Here is a 19586-nt window from a genome sequence, read left to right on the forward strand (position 1 = left end):
AGGCGGTCGGCGCGAACGGCAAACAGGCGCCAGACCAGCAGACGCCAGCGCTGCCAACGGGTCAGTCCCATACCAGCACCTCCGCCGGGGTCGGATTCCAGCCATTGCAGGGGTTATTGAGCTGCGGGCAGTTGGAAATCAGCACGATAACATTGCGCTCTGCGCGCAGCTCGACGTACTTCCCGGCGCCCGAGATCCCGTCTTCAAAGGTCAGGCCGCCAGCTTCCGTCACCGGGACGTTCATAAAAAAGTTGATATTGGCGCCGATGTCACGCTTATGCAGCCGGCCGTCATGCAGGCAGGCGCAGAGAAAATTATCCCGGCAGCTGTGCATGTAGCGTTTATCCAGCGCATAGCGCACGGTGTTGCTCTCCTGCGCGCAGGCTCCGCCGAGGGTGTCGTGCCGCCCGCAGGTATCGGCCACAATGGTCAACAGTGGGTTCCCAAGGTTCGAGTACAGTACGCTGCCGGTTGTCAGGTAGGCATTCCCCTGGCGGCGCAGCGTGCGCTGCGCATCGTAACGTTCGCGCGGGCTGTCAGCGCAGTAAAACAGAGTATCGATCGCCTGATTGCCTTCAAGGTCGAGCAGACGCAGGGTCTGCCCGGCTTTGATTTCAAACAGCCAGGGTTCGCCCGCAGGAATCACGTGGCGATAGACGGCATCGTCGGGGTTACGGGTACTGGTCACAAGGCTCATCGTGGACTCCTCAAAGGGTGAACAGTTGGGTGTTGGTGAAGGCGCGCTGGTTTTCATCGCGCGTAAACAGCGATTCAATCGCCGCCTGTTCATCGTCGGCCAGATACCAGCTCAGTTGAACCGGGTGCGGGGCATATTCGGTCGACGGATCCATCGGATGCGGCAATGCAGTCAGGACCATCAGCACGTCCATCGGCGCGAACAGTTCGACGTAGCGCCCAGGAGCGGCGTGCTCTGTACAAAACTGAAAGCGTCCTTCGCTGTCGACGGTGACTTTGCTGAACAAGTTAACCACCATCAGCAGATCCTCCAGACCGAGATCCCATTTGCCCATTTCGACCAGCAGATTATCGGTGCCGTTACGATGGAAGGCGTTGCGCAGCTCCTGGTAGCGGCCCGCGCCATATTTTTCCTCCGTCTCTTGCGCATTCAGTACGCCGCCGAACGGATCGTGCCAGCCGCAGCTATCGGCGATGATGCCCGCCAGCACTCGTCCCATATCGGAATAGAAACAGTGTCCGGTCGTCAGCCGCGCGGTGTGTTGCCCCTTGAGAGTATCCGGCAGGTTCAGGCGCTCGCTTTTCTCGTGCGGGTTGAGCATCATCAAGCTGACGTTCGCTCCGCCGTCGATATCACTCAGACGCAAAATCTGACCACGGCGCAGCACAAACGAGGTATGCCCCCCGCCCGGCAAAAGTTCTTCACGCAGACTCGGTGAGGTATGAAAAAGCGCTGTCATCGGACTATCTCCTTAAGGGGTAAACATTGTTATCGGTGCCGGTGCCGAGCATTTGCGACATCCGGGTCTCATTCAGCGGAATATCGTAAGTAATGCGTGCACCGTAGGCGTAAGGGGCCTGCGGGTCGTGGCGTACCTTATCGAAGACCAGCAGACGAGTGCCGAGGTTGAACCCTTCGGCCAGATCGTGAGTGACCATAAAGACCGTCATCCGCGTCTCGCTCCACAACTGGAGCAGCAGCGCGTGCATATCTTTGCGAATACCGGGATCGAGTGCGCCGAAAGGTTCGTCAAGCAGCAGAACCCGCGGTTGCATCACAAAGGCCTGGGCGATTGCCAGCCGCTGCTGCATGCCGCCGGACAACTGCGCCGGGTAGCGGTCAAGGGCGTGGGAGAGCCCGACTTTGTCCAGCATCTGCGCCGCCTGCTCGCGGATAGCGCGTTTACGGGCACCGAACAGACGACCGAGGCACGGCGAAGACGGCAGTTCCAGGCCGACGATCACGTTATCCAGCACGCTGAGGTGCGGAAAGACTGAATAACGTTGAAACACCACGCCACGGCTGCGATCCGGCTCAGCTGCCAGCGGCTGACCATCGAGCGTAATTGCGCCCCGGGTCGGTTTCTCCTGCCCGAGCAGCAGACGCAAGAAGGTGGATTTCCCGCAGCCGGAGGCCCCCACCATCGAACAGAACTCCCCCTCTTTAACCTCTAAGTTGATACGTTCCAGCACCACATGGTCGCCATACTCCTGCCAGATATTGTTGATGCGGATAAAACTCATGTCCGGCCTCCTTCGGCCCACGGGAAGCAGACTTTATGTAGCTGGCGCAGCCCCAGATCCATCAGCCAGGCGAGCAGGGTTATCCAGATCACATAGGGGATGATCACGTCCATCGCCATATAGCGCCGTACGAGGAAGATGCGGTAACCCAGTCCGGCGGTGGCGGAAATGGCCTCCGCCGAAATAAGGAACAGCCATGCCGATCCGAGCAGCAAACGCAGCGAGGTAATCAGGCGAGACAGCAACTGAGGCAGCACCACCCGCAGGACCACCGTCCAGCTGTTGGCGCCGAGGGTTTGGGCTTTGATAAACAGCTCCGCCGGGATTTCCCGCGCCCGCTGTTCAAGGTCACGTGCCAGCATCGGCGTGATGCCAATCACAATCAGCATCACCTTAGAGAGCTCATCGAGACCGAAGACGATAAACAGCACCGGCAGGATCGCCAGCGGCGGCACCATTGAGACCACGGTCATCAATGGCGACAGCGCCGCGCGATAAAGCGGAAACACCCCTGCAACGATCCCGATGCTCAGGCCAAGCAGCGCCGACACTGCCAGCCCGATGAGCAGGCGGGTCAGGCTGATCAGCGTATCGCCCCACAGCAGGTATTCGCCGCTGCGTTTGTCCGGCGTAAACGCCATCCGTTCGACGGCCGCCGCCATCTGCGACAGGCCGGGCAACAGCTTGTCCTGCGGGTTAGCTTCAAGGCGAATAGCGGAGCCAATAAACCAGGCGGCGATCAGCAACACAAAGGGCAACAGCAATAGCATCAGCCGCATGCCCTGCTGTGGATGGCGGTTAATTTGGCGCATGGCATTCACTCCCGTCATCAATGATTACAGCTGGCCGGCAGCGGCCATTTTCAGGTAGCTATCGTCGAAGCGCAGTCGGGTATTCGCGCTATCGCCGACGGTGACGTTACCGGGGAAGCGCATGCCAATAAAGTCGGCGCTTTGTGCCCCTTCACCCAACAGCCCTTTATCAAACGAAAACTGCGCCACCCGCTGCATAGTTTTTGCCAGCTCCGGGCTGGAGATGAACGTCAGGGTTTCGCCTGGAGTCCAGAACAGGTGGGTCGTTTTCAACTGCGCCTGGTAGCCCGCAAGATCGGTGCCGGAATCTGCCGCCATCGCGTTCAACACCTGGACGTCTCCGGCATGCATTTTGTCCATCATTTCAAACCAGGCTCCGGTCAGGGCTTTGCCCAGCGCGGGGTTATCTTTTAGGGTTTGCGTGTTGACCACCATCATGTCGATAAGCTCACCGGGAACCTGCGCCGAGCTAAAGACTTCGCTGGTCTGCGGCGTCTTTTTAATCGCCGACAGCTGCGGGTTCCACGCCACCGCAGCGCGGACGCTGCGGGTGCCAAAAGCGGAGACAATATCGGCATCGGAGGTATTCACCACTTTGACATCTTTCTCCTGCAGACCAGCCTTCTCCAGACCGCGAACCAGCAGATAGTGAGAAACCGACAACTCAGGGAGATAGACCTGCATGCCTTTCAGATCGGCCAACGTTTTACCGGTACCTTTGAGTACTACGCCGTCATTGCCGTCGGAATAGCTGCCGGTAATGAGTGCGGTGGTATCGACGCCACCCGCTGCGGGGATCGTCAGCGCGTCCATGTTGGTCATGGTGCAGCCATCAAACTGGCCGGCGGTGTACTGATTGATTGACTCGATATAGTCGTTGAGCTGGACGATATTGATTTTGATGCCGTATTTCGCGGCCCATTTATCAATGATTTTTTCATTGCTGATGGCGCCCCAGGGCATCCAGCCGGCATAGATAGTCCAGCAGACGTTGAACTCTTTTTTTACGGCGGCAAAGGAAGGGAAACTGGCCAGTAGCGCCAGCGACAGCATGAAAGAGCGGATTACGCGGGATGTCTTCATTATGAACCTCTGGTTGGCACAAAAACAGGAGCAGCGCGACACCTGACGGTGCTGCTGTCTCCCGGGCTTTTGTCCCGCCGTGTAACCTCGCAGAGGTCGCCAGCTCTCGGACCAGACATTCACCTGCGTGAACCGGAACCCTAGCCAGCTATTGGATCATCTTAATTGTCTGTTGCGCTGCCTTCTTGCTTGTTTTTGCAAAGTGCATGCCAGGAAATTATTATCTTTAATTCAGTAAGATAGCTGGATGCGGCGTGACATCACACCATAATGGGGAGTGGTTTTAGGGCAATGTGTAGATTTAGTGCAGGCAACCTGTGCGGCGGACAAGCCGCCGCAGGCAATAAAGCGAAAACTGGAGCCGGGCACATTTTGCAACCACCGCCGGGTGACAGAAACGCAGGCGATCAACCGCGATAACCTTATTTATCGCGGTAACGACAGCGGCCAGTAAATGGCCAGAATTCACCCGCTTAGCATTTTTTCAACCGCTGATTTTATCGCCAGACGCCTCGCGACAGTGTCCTATACTGATTAGCAAACGGCAGCCTACGTAAGCGGCTTTACGTATTTTGGCTTTAACCCACAAATATTTCATGGATTTCTTTATTGCCTGTTGTTAAAAGGATATAACTATTAATTCCGTAGATTCTTTCAAGTATCACTTATTGGTTGCAGTGTATATCGTAATGGCATTCACAAAAGCAAACGGAGCCTGATATGAGCACGTCTAACGATTCATCTAACAACGCATCCGCCGGGAAGTGCCCTTTTCACACAGGGAAGCCCACACAAAGTGCCGGTGGCGGCACCGCCAACCGCGACTGGTGGCCTAATCAACTTCGCGTGGACCTGCTGAACCAGCATTCCAACCGCTCAAATCCCCTCGGCGAAAACTTTAACTATCGTGAAGAGTTTAAAAAACTCGACTATGCCGCGCTGAAGGCAGATCTGAGATCGCTGCTGACCGATTCGCAAGAGTGGTGGCCGGCAGACTGGGGCAGCTATATCGGGCTGTTTATTCGTATGGCCTGGCATGGTGCGGGCACCTACCGTACCGTTGACGGTCGCGGCGGCGCAGGCCGCGGACAGCAGCGCTTTGCGCCGCTGAACTCCTGGCCGGATAACGTCAGCCTCGATAAAGCCCGCCGCCTGCTGTGGCCAATAAAACAAAAATACGGTCAGAAAATCTCCTGGGCGGACCTCTATATGCTGGCCGGTAACGTCGCGCTGGAAAACGCCGGTTTCCGGACCTTCGGTTTTGGCGCCGGTCGTGAAGATGTCTGGGAACCGGATCTGGACGTAGACTGGGGCCATGAAAAAGCCTGGCTCGAACATCGTCACCCGGAAAGCCTGGCGCAACAACCGCTGGGCGCCACCGAAATGGGTCTGATCTACGTAAACCCTGAAGGCCCGAACGCCAGCGGCGACCCGCTCTCCGCTGCCGCTGCCATTCGCGCCACCTTCGGCAATATGGCGATGGACGATGAAGAGATCGTCGCGCTGATCGCCGGGGGGCATACCCTCGGTAAAACGCACGGCGCAGCGGTGACGACTCACGTCGGCGCAGAACCTGAAGCTGCTCCGATTGAAGCGCAGGGCCTCGGCTGGGCTAACAGCTTTGGCAGCGGCGCCGGTTCCGATGCCATCACCTCAGGTCTGGAAGTGGTCTGGACACAGACTCCGACCCAGTGGAGCAACTACTTCTTCGAGAACCTGTTCAAATACGAATGGGTCCAGACCCGCAGCCCGGCAGGCGCTATTCAGTTCGAAGCCAAAGACGCCCCGGATCTGATCCCCGATCCGTTCGATCCGGAGAAAAAACGCAAGCCGACCATGCTGGTTACCGACCTGACGCTGCGCTTCGACCCGGAATTTGGCAAAATTTCCCGTCGCTTCCTCAACGATCCGCAGGCCTTTAACGAAGCCTTTGCCCGCGCCTGGTTCAAACTGATCCACCGCGATATGGGGCCGAAATCCCGCTACCTCGGGCCGGAAGTGCCGAAAGAAGACCTGATCTGGCAGGATCCGTTACCCGCCGCCATCCACCACCCAACGTCGGCGGATATTGCCACCCTGAAGACTGCCATCGCCGATGCCGGCCTGTCGGTCAGCGAGCTGGTGTCGGTGGCCTGGGCTTCTGCCTCCACCTTCCGCGGCGGTGACAAACGTGGCGGGGCTAACGGTGCCCGTCTGGCGCTGGAGCCGCAGAAATCGTGGCCGGTGAACGCCGTTGCCGCGAAAGTACTGCCGACGCTGCAGGCCATTCAGAAAGCCTCGGGGAAAGCGTCGCTGGCCGATATCATCGTGCTGGCAGGCGTGGTGGGTGTCGAACAGGCCGCTGCGGCTGCCGGCGTGCGGGTCAGCGTACCGTTCGCTCCGGGCCGGGTGGATGCCCGTCAGGATCAGACGGATATTGCCTCTTTCGAACTGCTGGAACCGCTGGCGGATGGTTTCCGTAACTATCGCCGTATCGAAGGTGGCGTCTCGACAGAAACGCTGCTGCTGGATAAAGCCCAGCAGCTGACGCTGACCGCGCCGGAAATGACGGTGCTGGTGGGTGGCCTGCGGGTACTGGGCGCCAACTATGACGGCAGCCAGCACGGGGTCTTTACCGACCGCGTCGGCGTACTGAGCAATGACTTCTTCGTCAACTTGCTCAGCATGGCCACCGTCTGGAACGCCACCGACGAGCAGGGCGAACTGTTCGCAGGCCGCGATCGTCAGAGCGGTGAGAGCAAGTACACCGCAACCCGCGCCGACCTGGTCTTCGGCTCGAACTCAGTCCTGCGGGCGCTGGCGGAAGTTTACGCCAGCCAGGATGCGCAGGAGAAACTGGTTAAGGACTTTGTGGCGGCCTGGACCAAGGTGATGAACCTCGACCGTTACGATCTGTAATCTCCCTCCCCGGCTGGCGCCACGCCCGCCGGGGCTTTTCCCCCTTCCCCTCTCTGTCTGCCCCAGCTGCAATAACCGGCTGTAGGTACGCTGAATATCTTCCTGTTAGCATGCCTGGGCCATAGACCGAGCAGAAGAACCGACCCTGCCACAAGCGGGGATTTCCACACCCTATATGTTGCCAGAAAGCTCAGGCAACGCTTTCCCTCTGATTTCTGAGCTTTCTGGCAACATACTCTTGTACTATCTCAAGCGTTGGAGCATTTCCGCGACCAAAGGCAGCTCGGCAGTTTGCTCATCTTCCCAGCCGTAATCAGGGCTGATAACCAGTTCATTCAGCCCGTCATGCAGCCGCATCGTTAGAACACACTGGCTAGCGACCAGCAGTAATGGCTGATCATCCTCGTTGCGCATACTGACCATGCACCAGGGCTGGTGATTGTTGGCCGGGGCATAGAAAACCTCTGTAACAAGATTGCCTGCGTCATCGAGGCTTAGCGATAATTCCGCTGCTTGCTGTGCCTGGCATATCTCAACACGATCAATTTTCCGGCATAGCAGATTGTCCTGCCCGGATAAATGCATAACATCCCCGGCCACCCCATGACACCAGTCAATAAACAACTGTGAATTTTCATTACTTTCCAAATCGACTCCCGTTGCACGAACATACGCCGGAAATAATTCCAGCGTGTTTGATCACCTGTTATCTGTTGCCATCAGCATTAAATCCACAGGCAGCATCAACGTGTCACCAACCAGTGAAAGAGGTAAATCCAGCAGCATCAGGGGATAACCTTCTTTTGCCATTCCCGCATCCAGTAGCACACCCATATAAACCGTGGGATGAGGCGCGGAAATATGCGCCATTGTTGTTCCACATCCGCTCAATACCATCCCCATAGCAAGCGGCAGGCTTGCCCGAATCAGGACGCTCATTGCTTGACTCCTTTATCCGGGTTGCATTGCATATGATCCCAGCCCTTGTAGTTTCTGACTTCGGGTACGCGGGTCGGCAAGTCCTGCCAGTTAGTCAGAAACTGGTCAGTCAGTTGGTCGATGGTTTTGGGCGGGATATACGACAGACCCCATTTTGGCCCGGCAGAACCAGGTTTCATATGATGCTTATCACCGTCTTCATCGACATAATCAACGCCGGAGCCGCCGGGCAAAATCCGTGGGTCATCGAAGGGTTTTGAACTCATGTAGAGATTGCCCTGGCGGGTAAGCAAGAATCCCTGATCGTTAACGACCGTGAACGAGAGCATGTTTTCTCTGGAGGGGCTGGATGAGCCGTCCGGTTCGACCGTATGAAAACCGGTGTTAAACGGCGCAACTTGCCACGTTTCACCGTAATTTTTTGAAACAAGGAAGGCGTCGGTTTCCCACCCAGGAATGGCAATATAGCGCTCGGAGGGATGCACATACTTGTTCGCAAATGCCCGGTAAAACTGGCTGGCAACTTCTGAACGTATTCCGCGCTGCGGGTCTACGTAGTACAACGCGCCCTGGCAGTTCCAGCCCTTCAGTTCCAGATAGCGGTGAGCATCAAAGCGATAAATCACCTGCGTCGGCGCGTCCTGTGCCGGTGTGCATCCCGTCATCAGCATCAGCCCGGCCCACATTACATAGTTCCTTTGCTTATTCATCATCCGACTTTCCTTCTCGGCTCAGAGGCAAGACCTTATCGGGCTTGTTCATAAAAAAGTTGTTCCACATCCACTCAATATCATCCCCATAGCAAGCAGCAGGCTTGCCCGAATCAGGGCGCTCATTGCTTGACCCCTTTATCGGGGTTGCACTGCATATGATCCCAGCCCTTATAGTTTTTGACTTCAGGTACGCGGGTCGGCAAGTCCTGCCAGTTAGTCAGAAACTGGTCAGTCAGTTGGTCGATGGTTTTGGGCGGGATATACGACAGACCCCATTTTGGTCCGGCAGAACCAGGTTTCATATGATGCTTATCACCGTCTTCATCGACATAATCAACGCCGGAGCCACCGGGCAAAATTCGCGGGTCATCGAAGGGTTTTGAACTCATGTAGAGATTGCCCTGGCGGGTAAGCAAGAATCCCTGATCGTTAACGACCGTGAACGAGAGCATGTTTTCTCTGGAGGGGCTGGATGAGCCGTCCGGTTCGACCGTATGAAAACCGGTGTTAAACGGCGCAACTTGCCATGTAGACCCATAGTCTTTAGATACCAGAAATGCACTGGTTTGCCATGATGGGATAGCGATATATCGCTCAGAGGGATGCACATACTTGTCAGCAAATGCCCGGTAAAACTGGCTGGCAACTTCTGAATGTATTCCGCGCTGCGGGTCTACGTAGTACAACGCGCCCTGGCAGTTCCAGCCCTTCAGCTCCAGATAGCGGTGAGCGTCAAAGCGGTAAATCACCTGCGTCGGCGCGTCCTGTGCCTGTGTGCATCCCGCCATCAGCATCAGCCAGGCCCACATTACATAGCGCCTTTGATTATTCATCATCCGACTTTCCTTCTCGGCTCAGAGGGTACTGTGTTAAACCCTTCAACGGGAGGCATCGGCCATTGCAGGTTGGCCACTTCCCGGTTATGCACCTCCGGGTAGCGAGCCGGGATCACCCGGGTTGCATTCATAAACTGGTTCACCACGCCAAATTCACCTTTCGGCAAGATCTTATCGGGTTTGTTCATGAAAATTTTGGTTTCTGGCTCCGGCAGTTGCCCCGTTCGGTAATAGTTTCTTGCATAAGTATCTGACGACCACTCTCTCCAGTCTGCGAGGCATAATAGCTCCTTCCAGAATGCACCATGCTCAAAATCAAACGACTTGCAGGGGCCGATAGCCAGGTCATAGGCCATTGCCAGTTCAGGTACTTTAGGGGACATGACGATGGATGAATGCTGACTGAACATCACATCGTCTGAAGAACTGAATAGCTTGTGCAGCTCAGCTTCGCTCAGATTACGGCGAACGACTATCTTTTTGTTAGCGTCGTTAACGCCGGTGATTTCACCGCTGATAATATCCATATCGTGCCAATACTTAAGCGTTCTGATTTCGTTTTTCGTCAGTACATGGCCGGGCTGTAGATGTTTGAACGGTGCAAACGGAGGGCAGTCGAAAACTTCCTCCTTAGTGCGCCGGGAGGCCCCTGCTTTGGCGTTATACGAAACCATAACGTCATTCCCCCCTACTGGGGCTTTATAGGCGTTGTCTTTATCAGCATTGGTATCAAGCGGGTTTAATTGCCCCATTAACGTGAAAATAAACGGCTCAGGCAGGGTTTCACCGTTCGGAACCACATCGCTAAAATCCCAGCTTGCGTTCGTCAGCGCTGAATAAGCGAAATCCCCCTTTCCCGCAGCAGGCTTACGAAACGGCTCCCCATCAGGCGTATGGCCGACGCTACTGTTCTGGAAAAATACGCGCTGGCGTAAATTGGGGATGGTGTCGGCCAGCTTTTGGGGAACACCGCGCCAGCCGAAACCCTGAATGGGAAGCAGTGATACGGTTCCATCATTCGGGCAGAAATAGTTATAGACCTTGCCGAAGTTATTGCGCTGATTTAAAGGAGAGTTATACCAGTTGCTGCTGAACTCCTTACGCGGGAGTGCCATTGTGTCCAGCAACGTCTTTTGATCTGCGGCAGTCATTAGGCCGTCGCCACTGGCCGCAAATTTTTCATTCGTCGCCATCAAGCGGCAAAAATTCACAAAGGTTTGCTGCCGGGCGGCGTCTGTCTGGTGGTGGCCAGGCTGGCCGTTCTCCAGCCAGCGATTTTCAAGCGAATACGGGGAGTGATTGAGGATCACGCAGTCAGCCGGAGCCAGTCCTGCTTGCTTGACCAGCATGTTTGCCAGCATCGTGATAATGGTTCCCTGGCTGTGTGCAACAATGTTAATCGCATCGTTGCGAGTTGCCGTGGTACGCCGAATTTTTATTATCAGGTTTGCCAGCCGCTGCGCCGCATAGAACTGATAAATACGATGTGGGTTGCCGTATACCGGATGGGTAAAGTCACCGCCGTTTACCAGTTCAGTGCGGCTCAGAAATCCGACAAAACCCAAAGAGGGGCCGCCGGCTCCCGGCCCAAGCATATCTGGGATGTTAGTAGTCGCATTGGCGAACGTTCCACCTCCCCAGACTCCACTTAAGTCCAGCGTATTGTGAAAGCAGTCCATCGCATACTGACCACCGAATCGCTTCAGGATAGCCGGGTCATTTTCGCGATATGCATCATACGGTAAAGGCGTTTCTGAGCTATTGCCGCTATTGCGCATGGCTTCGCGGTACTGGCTCTGGTCATCTTCCCACACAGGCTTATCGACCGGACGATAGCCCCAATAAAACGGGATGACCGGCGAGCGCACGGGAATATTGGTGCAGACCATCTGCTTTTTCTGCGAGTCGGTACAATCCTCCATGACCCCTTCCGCATTACGGATTTTGTAGGTTTTTTCTTCCCACTGATGCGGCCATAAATCATCGCGGCCCAGTCGCTTCTTAAGCCCTTCGATGATGCCGCGTTCCTGGTTCTGATAGGCTTCCCCCACATCATTCACACCATGAACCAGTATCACAATTCCTGGCATTGGACGGTGAACAGGGCAGTTCGTGGTGTACATCGGTTTACCAGCATTGACCGGAACACCGATGCACTGCTGTGCCAGGTAACGCTTATTGTGTGCGCCGAAACTTTGCGGATCTTGAGACTCTGGAGCCTCATCAAATGGGTTGGTGCTCTGCGCATCAGATGACTCACTCATACGGTTCCCTCCGGGGCTGCTGACTCATGGACTAATTCGAGTGACCAGGTATCAAGTTCAGACGTGTTCAGTAGTGGCGATTCGCCGTTATCATCGGTGATCCCCTCAATGACCTCCCCCTTTTTATGGAGCCTGAAACGTTGACCTTTCAGAATATGATCCGGGTCGTCGGGGGCATGAAGCCGGAACTGCTGAGCCAACTCGCCTTCTGCAAAGGTAGGTTTCAGCTGGTCAAGACTTGCTTTCGCCATGTAATCGACGGCAGGTGCTTTTATACGGACGTAATGCGGGGCAATGAACTCGATTTCACCATGCTTTAGACGGATGCCTGCGCCTGCGCACATCAGCAACAATTCATCTTGTGCATTCAGGACAATTTTGCCCTGTGAACTGGTCAGATTAATGTTCTGATGCGCGACGGCGTTAATTTCACCTTTCTGCGCAGTCAGGCGAATCGAACCTTTTGCCGCGGTAAACACCATCCCCGCTTTACGGACGAAAACGGAGAACAGTTCCCCTGCGGCCAGAGTCATACGCCGGAAGGCATTGGCATTCATGTCCTGCCTGGCCGTTGTAGTCATATTCTCCCCGGCATGCAGCAAGACTGATTGAGGGGATGTGAGAGCTATACCGGTTTCACCATGCAGGGAGAGTGTGGCATCTTCTGGTTTTGCTACCCGCTGCCTAAGTTCAGTCACTGGCGACAGATCGGCGGCTGGCGTATCAGCGATTTCCGAACTGGCCTGCAGAGAACGGGCCAGCTGCAAAGCGGATTCAAGCTGCGCTATGGTTGCGGCCATGTCATTTTGATGGCCGGTCGCTTTTGGTTTTGCTTCCGTGGTGATATGAAAACCTTCCGCAGAGCGAAGTGAAGCCTGCTTGTCTGTGCGTAACTCAACCCCTTCACCGCGCTGCTTGCCAGAAGCATCGACCAGATGCCCCAGATTCAGTTGTGACTTGCCGTACTCCGTCGCAACTTTGATGTGCTCGTGTCCTTTCTTATCCTCCATCCGAAGTTTGTTATTTCGTGGAGTCCTGATGACGTTGCGTGTGCTGTTGCGGTCAGTGACTAAATCAGGATTTATTTCATCATGGAAGGCATGTGCAATGAACGGACGTTCCGGGTCGCCATTTTCAAACGCAATACCGACCTCAGTATTATCGAGCAGAGGGAAATGGATTCCATAGGTATCACCGGCGTACTGCCTTCCTGACCTGACAGGCATACTCTCCAGGCCCTTTTTCCATTCGGCCTGGTCAAAGTTAAACCGCACCCGATAACGACCCTGATTATCTATCCGCGAAAGCTGATCGTTAAGACTTATCCCCGACACTCTCGCAGGGATTGTGCCGGTGATGATTGGCCGAGGCAGACGCTCAGGGCGATAACACCAGATTTCGCTGAATGGAATCCCTTTAATTTTACTTTGAAAACTGCTCTTGCGTGAACCTGTGGAGTGGATGCTGGTAACAACCATCCCTTCGTCGAAGGCTGCTGGTTTATGGCCGGTGATATCGAGATCGAAGCCAGGCACAATGGACGGATCGTCGGCGATGGCTTCCAGCGTAATCATATTGGTGAGCAGGCATTCATGACGAATTCGGGCAAAGTGCCAACTGGTTTCGGCGTGTTGGCCTTTGCCTATTGCGTAGCGATCACCAGAAGCCAGATGATTATCCGCGTAGTGATATTCTCTACCGTAAACCAGTTCCGGCAGGCGTGATTTGTCTGCCTGAGTTTCAAGCGTCCTGTAACTTCGGCTCTCACGGTAGTTATAGTTACGCACATCGACCGAGCCGGGTACGATGGTATGCCTGGTTGTCATTGCGCGCAGGCTGTAGATATTGCCTACGGTTCCAGCCGGGTGGATTGCTGCTATCTTATGGTTGCGTACATAGTGCGCCCCGGAATCTCCGAACACGATAACAACAATATGATCATGGTCGGGATGTAGCTCAAACCGGAACCATATACCCACTTCAGACAGCAAGCGCCGGATGAAAGCCAGGTCGCTTTCCTTCCACTGAACAATCATTTCCCGCTGCGGATATTGCCAGTGAAGCAGATCAAAATTGATTTCATACCCCTCAAAGCCGTGTTCTTTGAGGATGCGCTTAACCAGTTCGGGTACTGATACCTTCTGATAGATAGCACTGCGATAGCGGGCGTTAAGCAGTGCCAGAGGATGTTCCAGCACGGCTTCGTACAGTGTTTCGTCAGCGCTGCTACTGATCCTGCTGATTTCCGTGATGACACCAGGAATTTTACGCAAAGCCACCCATTTTTCACGATCAGGAAAATACTTTGACCATGCAGGATTGTTGGCTCGAAGAATAAATGATGCTTCTTTCTGGACGATATGAAAGGCTTCAGCATCATCAGTGGTAGATGTAAAACGGATGGTGTAGCGATAGGGAGAACTCAGCGCTTCTTCGCCGGTGAATGATTCTACATCGGCAATCAAGTCAGAACGGCTGATGTTCAGGAGGTATTTATTCAGACTTTCTTCTGGATTGAAAATCCCCGTTGCGGTAGATAACCGTGTTTCGCGTCCATTCATAAGCGTCCTTTTACAGTCACATGACCGATCTTTTAGCAATAGCAAATTTGCATTAAGTTCACGACAGGTGACAAACTATACAACCCAAGACCACGCATTTTGAATGGTTATTTGCATAGATATGCTTCATTTAGGACATTTCACTGAAGGAGGGATTCGGATGAATCAGCGATTCATTTTAGTGGGAGATACCACGACTCACGGCGGCACAATTGTACAGGGTATATACACGCATACCGTTGACCATGCACCGATGGTCGTTACCGGCCATAAGTTCAATTGCCCTCAATGCGGTAGAGAGGCCATGTTAATTGGGTCGAGCCATGTCACTGTAAATGGTCAACGTCGCGTTCTGCATGGAGATAAAACAACTTGCGGGGCAGAGGTGATCAGTCGGTATAACAGCAGCGTGTCAGAAACGGGAGCGAAAGTGTAGGGATACCGCGACCTAATCCATTAATCAGTACACACCCCTTTGCCAGGTTTGCTCTCCGTGGGTATTTACGCACGGTATCGAGCTGGAAAAGCTGCGCCCCGGCGTATTACCGGCGGCGCAGCCAGCCATTATCCGACAAAAAAGAGGAGTGACTTGCCCCCCATCCCCAGGCCATGTTAATTAAAAATCACCTGCGCATCGGCAAAACATTTTTCCGCCAGCGACGAGACCGGCTGCTGGCTGCGCATGATCAGCGCCAGCTTTGAATCCACTTCGGTGTCGGCAATGGGCATAATCTCCAGATTATCGCTTAACGCCTCCAGACCATTGTTGAGCGGCATAATGGCGCAGCAAATTCCCGCCTGTACCGCCTGGATAATCTGGAAGGTAGAATCGCTCTCAAAAACATATTTCGGCGTTAACCCTTTGCTCTTAAAACTCATCTCAATGGATTCACGGTAATGCATCCCTTTGCTGAGAAAACCCAGCGGTAATGCGGCCAGCGTTTCCCAGTCCGGCGCGCCTTCGGCAAACTGAAAATGGCGTTTATCATGCAGCAGCCCCATTCGCGTTGCGGGCAGCCATTTGACGTTGAAAAGCAGGCTATCGACGTGCTGGAGGTAGCAGATGCCCAGATCGAGCTGATTACGGCTGACGCCATCGATTATCTGTTCCGAGGTGAGAGACAGCAGGCTGAACTGCAGCTCCGGATACTTCCCGGCCAGCGGTTTAATCAACTGCATCGGATTAAGGCTCGCCAGCGGCACCATGCCGACCCGCAGTTGCCCCACCATCTGGCCGCGACAAATCGCCGCTTCCGCCTCCAGCCCGTCATGGGCCGCCAGCAGCGCCCGCGCCCAGGCCAGAATACGCTCGCCTTCCGCGGTAAACCCCTCAAACCGCTGGCCGCGCTGAATCAGAACCAGATTGAGTTCCTCTTCCAGATTGCGAATGCGCATCGAAAGCGTCGGCTGCGTGATATGACACAGCGCCGCGGCCTGGCCAAAATGACGCGTTTGATCGAGTGCGATCAGATATTTGAGCTGTTTAATATCCATGGTTAATCCAGTGCGTGATACGCGAACGCCGGCGCGATGCAGACTCCCCTCGCCCGGTCAAAAATATGTTATTTAAATGTTACGTTCAGCATCCGCCAAATACAAGCCGCTCAGGCATTTGCGAAAGCGGCGATTTGTCGCGGCAAGGTGTAGGGCCATCCGAGGGGGGCTACGGGGTTGCGTCGGCCCTGGCATCAAGCTGATGCTGGCGCCAGAATAGCGAGAGTTCGCTGCCGACTCTGCGGTCGGCAGCGGTCGCGGGCAGATTAGCCCAGGCCAGGGACCGGCAGTATCTCTTTCGAGCGCAGGGTCAGACGAATCGGCACGGATTTATAAGAAGGCGTGCCGCTCTCTTCATCAAGATAGTCCAGCGGAACCAGGACGTTGGCTTCCGGATAATAGGCGGCGACGGTGCCTGGCGCGATGTTGTAGGCTACCAGCGTAATATCCTGCAGACGCAGGTCGCTGCCCGGCAACGCGGTGGTGATATCCACCCGGTCACCGTGCTCGAATCCCTGACTGGCCATATCCTGCTCGTTCATAAACAGCACGTCGCGGCGGCCAAAAATACCGCGATAGCGGTCATCCATGGCGTAGATGGTGGTGTTGTACTGATCGTGACTGCGCAGCGTGACCAGCCGCAGCACCTCCTCGCCGGCAACATGAACGTTCTCATGTACACCGCGGAATACCGAGAACATGGCTTTACCGCCTGGCGTTGGCCAGATGCGCTCGGTTGGCGGCAGCGGCATGCGAAAACCGCCCGGGTGACGAATGCGCTCGTTGTAGTTGTCAAAGCCGGGAATGGTGCGCTCAATCAGATCGCGGATACGGTCGTAATTCGCCACCAGGGAGAGCCAGTCGACTTTGGTGTTTGCCAGGGTCGCCATCGCCATTCCGGCGACAATCGCCGGTTCTGAACGCAGCAGCGGCGAGGCCGGCTTTAGTTTTCCCGACGAGGCGTGCACCATCGACATGGAATCTTCCACGGTAATTGACTGACGCCCGGTCTCTTGCATATCCAGCTCGGTGCGGCCCAGACACGGCAGAATGAACGTCTCTTTCGCCACCAGCAGATGCGAGCGGTTCAGTTTCGTCCCGACGTGCACGCTGAGATCCAGCCCGCGCATGGCCGGAAACGCACGTTCGTGGTCGGGCATCGCCACCGCAAAGTTACCGCCAAGACACAGCAGAACCTTCGATTTGCCCTCGATCATCGCCTGCAGCGCTTTCACCGCGTCGTGACCATGTTCCTGCGGCGGTACGAAACCAAACACCTCTTCCAGCTTCGCCAGGAAGGCGGCGCCCGGCTTTTCGGTAATTCCCACGGTGCGGTTGCCCTGGACGTTGGAGTGTCCGCGCAGCGGACAGATCCCGGCGCCGGGTTTGCCGATATTCCCGCGCATCAGCAGCAGGTCGGCGATCAGCCGCACATTTGACGTGCCCTTATTGTGCTGGGTGATCCCCATACCATAGGTCACGATCGTGGCGTTCGATTTGGCGTAAGCGTCGGCAACCCGCTGCAGGTCAGCGCGGGTGAGGCCCGATTCACGTTCGATATCTTGCCAGGCGGTCTTCAGTAAGTCATCGGCAAACGCCGGGAAATTCTGCGTATGCTCGGAGATAAAGGCGCGATCGAGAACATTACCCTGCTCTTCTTCCATCTGAAGCAGCGCTTTAGCAATGCCTTTCAGCGCCGCGGCATCGCCCCCCGCCTTCACCTGAAAATAGGTTGAGGCGATATTTGTCGAGCCCAGGGTCGCCATCTCGATAACATTCTGTGGGTCGGCGAAACGCTCCAGCGCGCGTTCTTTCAAAGGGTTAAACACGATAATCGGTACGCCGCGACGAGCCAGTTCGTGCAGTGTCCCCATCATACGCGGGTGGTTGGTTCCCGGATTATGGCCGATGGAAATCACCAGTTCGGTTTTGTCAAAATCATCCAGCGACACGGTTCCCTTCCCGATGCCGATCGACTGCGGCAGCCCGACACTGGTCGATTCATGGCACATATTCGAACAGTCCGGGAAGTTGTTAGTACCCAGTTCACGGGCAAACAGCTGGAACAACCAGGCCGCTTCGTTGGAGGCGCGACCGGAAGTATAGAACTCGACGGCGTCCGGCTGCATGCCGCTGACCACCTCGCCGATACGCGCAAAGGCGCTTTCCCAGCTGGTCGGGCGCAGTGTGTCGCTGGCGCGATCGTAGACCAGCGGATGGGTTAAGCGACCATACCCTTCGAGTTCAAAATCGCTTTTAGCCAGTAGCGAGGTAACCGTATTCGCCGCCAGAAATTCCGCCGTGACGCGCTTGCTGGTCGCTTCCCAGGTCACCGCTTTGGCGCCATTTTCGCAAAACTGGAAGGTGGACTTGTGTTCTTTATCCGGCCATGCGCAGCCGGGACAATCAAAGCCGTCAGGCTGGTTGGTGCGCAGCAGAGTGGCGGGCGCCTCCAGAGCATCCATTTGTGTGCGCACGGCGATGGCCGTTGCTTTCAACGCGCCCCAGCCGCCAGCCGGGCCATCATAAGGATGCACGCCAGGTACTGAGCGTCTTTTCATATTCATATCTACTCCAGAATGCGCCGTCGATAAGCGAGAACAACGTGCAAATCGCCCTGAAGGAGCAATTTGCAACGTGAAAACAGTTCGTCCGCCGGAGAACACCGCGGCGGACGTTTTTTGTTAACGAAAGCATAACAATCAGGATCGTAACTGTATAATCAATGTTATCTATCACGCGTTAGATTTAACTTATTTAACAGTTACGCCGGGGGAAAGATCAGGTCAGATTGTAGTAGCGGTCGGGCTGCAGCGTTTCCGGCAGCGGGTGCTGCCCGGTCATATCCAGCAGGTTGCGTTCGATGGTGTTGCACATGGCGTTGAGGGGCAAATCGTTCGCCGCGGTGCCAAACGGATCTTCCAGCTCTTCCGCCAGCGAATCCCAGGACAAGAAGGTGTAGGAGATAAAGACCGACACAAACGGCGTCATGTAGTGCAGATCGCCGACCAGCGCAAAGGGCAGCAGGGTGCAGAACAGATAGACCGTACGCTGCAGAATCAGGGTATACGCAAAGGGCACCGGCGTGCTGGCCAGGCGTTCGCATCCGCCCAGCACGTGGGCCAGCTCATCGAGCTTATTGTCCATCAGACCATAGGTGATATCGCTCACCTTCCCCGCTTCGCGCAGCTGGCCCAGCTCATGGCCGACCAGCAACAGGATACGGTTGGTCGGCATCGAGCTGCCGAGGATCTCCGCGACGGTATCGGGAGGCAGCAGCCGGTTAAGGTCGGCCCCGGGGTGGGTTTTACGTAACTGGTGTTTCAGACTCCAGCTAAAAGCGATCAGATAGCTGGCGATTTTTCGATGCGTTGCGTGCTCCGTCGGAAGAATATTTTTCAGCTGACGCATCAGGGTACGTTCGGCAATCAGTACCGTCCCCCAAAGATTGCGCGCTTCAACAAAGCGGTTGTAGCTGGCGCTGTTGCGAAAACCGAGGAAAATCGCGATGGCTATCCCCAGCAAACTAAAGGGCGCCACGGTCAGATGGATACCCAGCTGTTCGTACCACTGATAGCTGATGATGGCGACAACCGACATCAGAACGTTAAGCAGCAGGCGGAAAATGATTTTTGACAGCACGGATCCGTGCCAGTCAAACAGACGAAGGAACCAGTGTTGTTCTGGTCGGATGATCATTGTATGACTTCCTGAATGCCCAGCCTGGCTATAGATAATATCTATTAACCGATTGGATTATTTTATT

Annotated in this window: 16 protein-coding genes and 1 riboswitch; of the genes, 2 read left to right on the plus strand and 14 right to left on the minus strand. The window is 55.2% G+C overall.

Features of this window, described 5'->3' with window-relative positions; translation table 11 throughout:
- Positions 1-61 precede the first annotated feature (61 nt).
- From CWM52_RS11520 to CWM52_RS11540, 5 genes are read right to left on the minus strand one after another with little or no spacing between them, the layout of a single operon-like run.
- On the minus strand, positions 62-697 hold the full coding sequence (locus tag CWM52_RS11520; protein WP_100684233.1) for an urea amidolyase associated protein UAAP2: 636 nt from the start codon (positions 695-697) through the stop codon (positions 62-64).
- Between the two features lie 10 nt (positions 698-707).
- Positions 708-1436, minus strand: a complete 729-nt coding sequence (locus tag CWM52_RS11525; protein WP_100684234.1) for an urea amidolyase associated protein UAAP1 — start codon at positions 1434-1436, stop codon at positions 708-710.
- Between the two features lie 4 nt (positions 1437-1440).
- A complete protein-coding gene (locus tag CWM52_RS11530; RefSeq protein WP_100684235.1) occupies positions 1441-2220 on the minus strand; it encodes an ABC transporter ATP-binding protein in 780 nt (259 codons plus the stop codon).
- Positions 2217-3032, minus strand: a complete 816-nt coding sequence (locus tag CWM52_RS11535; RefSeq protein ID WP_100684236.1) for an ABC transporter permease — start codon at positions 3030-3032, stop codon at positions 2217-2219. Before CWM52_RS11535 ends, CWM52_RS11530 begins: the two co-directional genes overlap by 4 nt.
- A 24-nt stretch (positions 3033-3056) precedes the next feature.
- Positions 3057-4115: a putative urea ABC transporter substrate-binding protein gene (locus CWM52_RS11540; RefSeq protein ID WP_100684237.1), complete on the minus strand. Its 1059-nt coding sequence runs from the start codon at positions 4113-4115 to the stop codon at positions 3057-3059.
- 56 nt (positions 4116-4171) lie between these two features.
- Positions 4172-4270, minus strand: a riboswitch (guanidine-I (ykkC/yxkD leader).
- Positions 4271-4835: 565 nt separating this feature from the next.
- On the opposite strand from CWM52_RS11540, the gene katG reads away from it, so the two are divergent.
- Positions 4836-7013: a catalase/peroxidase HPI gene (gene katG, locus CWM52_RS11545; protein ID WP_100684238.1), complete on the plus strand. Its 2178-nt coding sequence runs from the start codon at positions 4836-4838 to the stop codon at positions 7011-7013.
- Positions 7014-7256: 243 nt separating this feature from the next.
- Here katG and CWM52_RS11550 read toward each other — a convergent pair whose 3' ends face one another.
- The 6 genes from CWM52_RS11550 to CWM52_RS11575 form a co-directional block, all read right to left on the minus strand.
- Positions 7257-7661 (minus strand): hypothetical protein, encoded by a 405-nt coding sequence (locus CWM52_RS11550; protein ID WP_133121744.1) that lies wholly within the window; start codon positions 7659-7661, stop codon positions 7257-7259.
- A 51-nt stretch (positions 7662-7712) separates the two neighbouring features.
- Positions 7713-7952: a YceK/YidQ family lipoprotein gene (locus CWM52_RS11555; protein ID WP_100684240.1), complete on the minus strand. Its 240-nt coding sequence runs from the start codon at positions 7950-7952 to the stop codon at positions 7713-7715.
- The gene (locus CWM52_RS11560) at positions 7949-8665 is read right to left on the minus strand and encodes a hypothetical protein (protein WP_227521289.1); all 717 of its coding nucleotides are present in this window, start codon (positions 8663-8665) and stop codon (positions 7949-7951) included. Before CWM52_RS11560 ends, CWM52_RS11555 begins: the two co-directional genes overlap by 4 nt.
- A gap of 119 nt (positions 8666-8784) precedes the next feature.
- Complete coding sequence (locus tag CWM52_RS11565) at positions 8785-9501, minus strand: hypothetical protein (RefSeq protein ID WP_227521290.1); 717 nt, start codon at positions 9499-9501, stop codon at positions 8785-8787.
- Positions 9498-11765 carry an effector protein Tle3 domain-containing protein gene (locus CWM52_RS11570; RefSeq protein WP_100684242.1) on the minus strand — a complete coding sequence of 756 codons (2268 nt, stop codon included), beginning with the start codon at positions 11763-11765 and terminating at the stop codon, positions 9498-9500. The genes CWM52_RS11565 and CWM52_RS11570 overlap by 4 nt, the downstream gene beginning before the upstream one ends.
- Entirely contained in the window at positions 11762-14326 is a 2565-nt protein-coding gene (locus tag CWM52_RS11575) for a type VI secretion system Vgr family protein (protein WP_100684243.1), read from the minus strand. Before CWM52_RS11575 ends, CWM52_RS11570 begins: the two co-directional genes overlap by 4 nt.
- 160 nt (positions 14327-14486) lie before the next feature.
- Here CWM52_RS11575 and CWM52_RS27125 point away from each other — a divergent pair, with 160 nt between their 5' ends.
- Positions 14487-14762 carry a PAAR domain-containing protein gene (locus tag CWM52_RS27125; protein ID WP_165785383.1) on the plus strand — a complete coding sequence of 92 codons (276 nt, stop codon included), beginning with the start codon at positions 14487-14489 and terminating at the stop codon, positions 14760-14762.
- A 176-nt stretch (positions 14763-14938) separates the two neighbouring features.
- Here CWM52_RS27125 and CWM52_RS11585 read toward each other — a convergent pair whose 3' ends face one another.
- From CWM52_RS11585 to CWM52_RS11595, 3 genes are all read right to left on the minus strand, one after another.
- Entirely contained in the window at positions 14939-15820 is an 882-nt protein-coding gene (locus CWM52_RS11585) for a LysR family transcriptional regulator (protein WP_100684245.1), read from the minus strand.
- A gap of 266 nt (positions 15821-16086) precedes the next feature.
- Entirely contained in the window at positions 16087-18387 is a 2301-nt protein-coding gene (locus tag CWM52_RS11590; RefSeq protein WP_100684246.1) for an FdhF/YdeP family oxidoreductase, read from the minus strand.
- Positions 18388-18601: 214 nt separating this feature from the next.
- Positions 18602-19519, minus strand: coding sequence for a bestrophin family protein (locus CWM52_RS11595; protein WP_100684247.1), 918 nt, complete (start codon positions 19517-19519; stop codon positions 18602-18604).
- Between the last annotated feature and the right edge of the window lie 67 nt (positions 19520-19586).

Source organism: Raoultella sp. T31, assembly GCF_002806725.1.
GTDB lineage: Bacteria > Pseudomonadota > Gammaproteobacteria > Enterobacterales > Enterobacteriaceae > Klebsiella > Klebsiella electrica.

Coding starts and splice junctions, on each gene's coding strand:
- CWM52_RS11595 (WP_100684247.1), bottom strand. CDS start 19,519: ATGATCATCCGACCAGAACAACACTGGTTCCTTCGTCTGTTTGACTGG.
- CWM52_RS11565 (WP_227521290.1), bottom strand. CDS start 9,501: ATGATGAATAATCAAAGGCGCTATGTAATGTGGGCCTGGCTGATGCTG.
- CWM52_RS27125 (WP_165785383.1), top strand. CDS start 14,487: ATGAATCAGCGATTCATTTTAGTGGGAGATACCACGACTCACGGCGGC.
- katG (WP_100684238.1), top strand. CDS start 4,836: ATGAGCACGTCTAACGATTCATCTAACAACGCATCCGCCGGGAAGTGC.
- CWM52_RS11585 (WP_100684245.1), bottom strand. CDS start 15,820: ATGGATATTAAACAGCTCAAATATCTGATCGCACTCGATCAAACGCGT.
- CWM52_RS11575 (WP_100684243.1), bottom strand. CDS start 14,326: ATGAATGGACGCGAAACACGGTTATCTACCGCAACGGGGATTTTCAAT.
- CWM52_RS11540 (WP_100684237.1), bottom strand. CDS start 4,115: ATGAAGACATCCCGCGTAATCCGCTCTTTCATGCTGTCGCTGGCGCTA.
- CWM52_RS11570 (WP_100684242.1), bottom strand. CDS start 11,765: ATGAGTGAGTCATCTGATGCGCAGAGCACCAACCCATTTGATGAGGCT.
- CWM52_RS11590 (WP_100684246.1), bottom strand. CDS start 18,387: ATGAATATGAAAAGACGCTCAGTACCTGGCGTGCATCCTTATGATGGC.
- CWM52_RS11525 (WP_100684234.1), bottom strand. CDS start 1,436: ATGACAGCGCTTTTTCATACCTCACCGAGTCTGCGTGAAGAACTTTTG.
- CWM52_RS11560 (WP_227521289.1), bottom strand. CDS start 8,665: ATGATGAATAAGCAAAGGAACTATGTAATGTGGGCCGGGCTGATGCTG.
- CWM52_RS11555 (WP_100684240.1), bottom strand. CDS start 7,952: ATGAGCGTCCTGATTCGGGCAAGCCTGCCGCTTGCTATGGGGATGGTA.
- CWM52_RS11530 (WP_100684235.1), bottom strand. CDS start 2,220: ATGAGTTTTATCCGCATCAACAATATCTGGCAGGAGTATGGCGACCAT.
- CWM52_RS11520 (WP_100684233.1), bottom strand. CDS start 697: ATGAGCCTTGTGACCAGTACCCGTAACCCCGACGATGCCGTCTATCGC.
- CWM52_RS11535 (WP_100684236.1), bottom strand. CDS start 3,032: ATGCGCCAAATTAACCGCCATCCACAGCAGGGCATGCGGCTGATGCTA.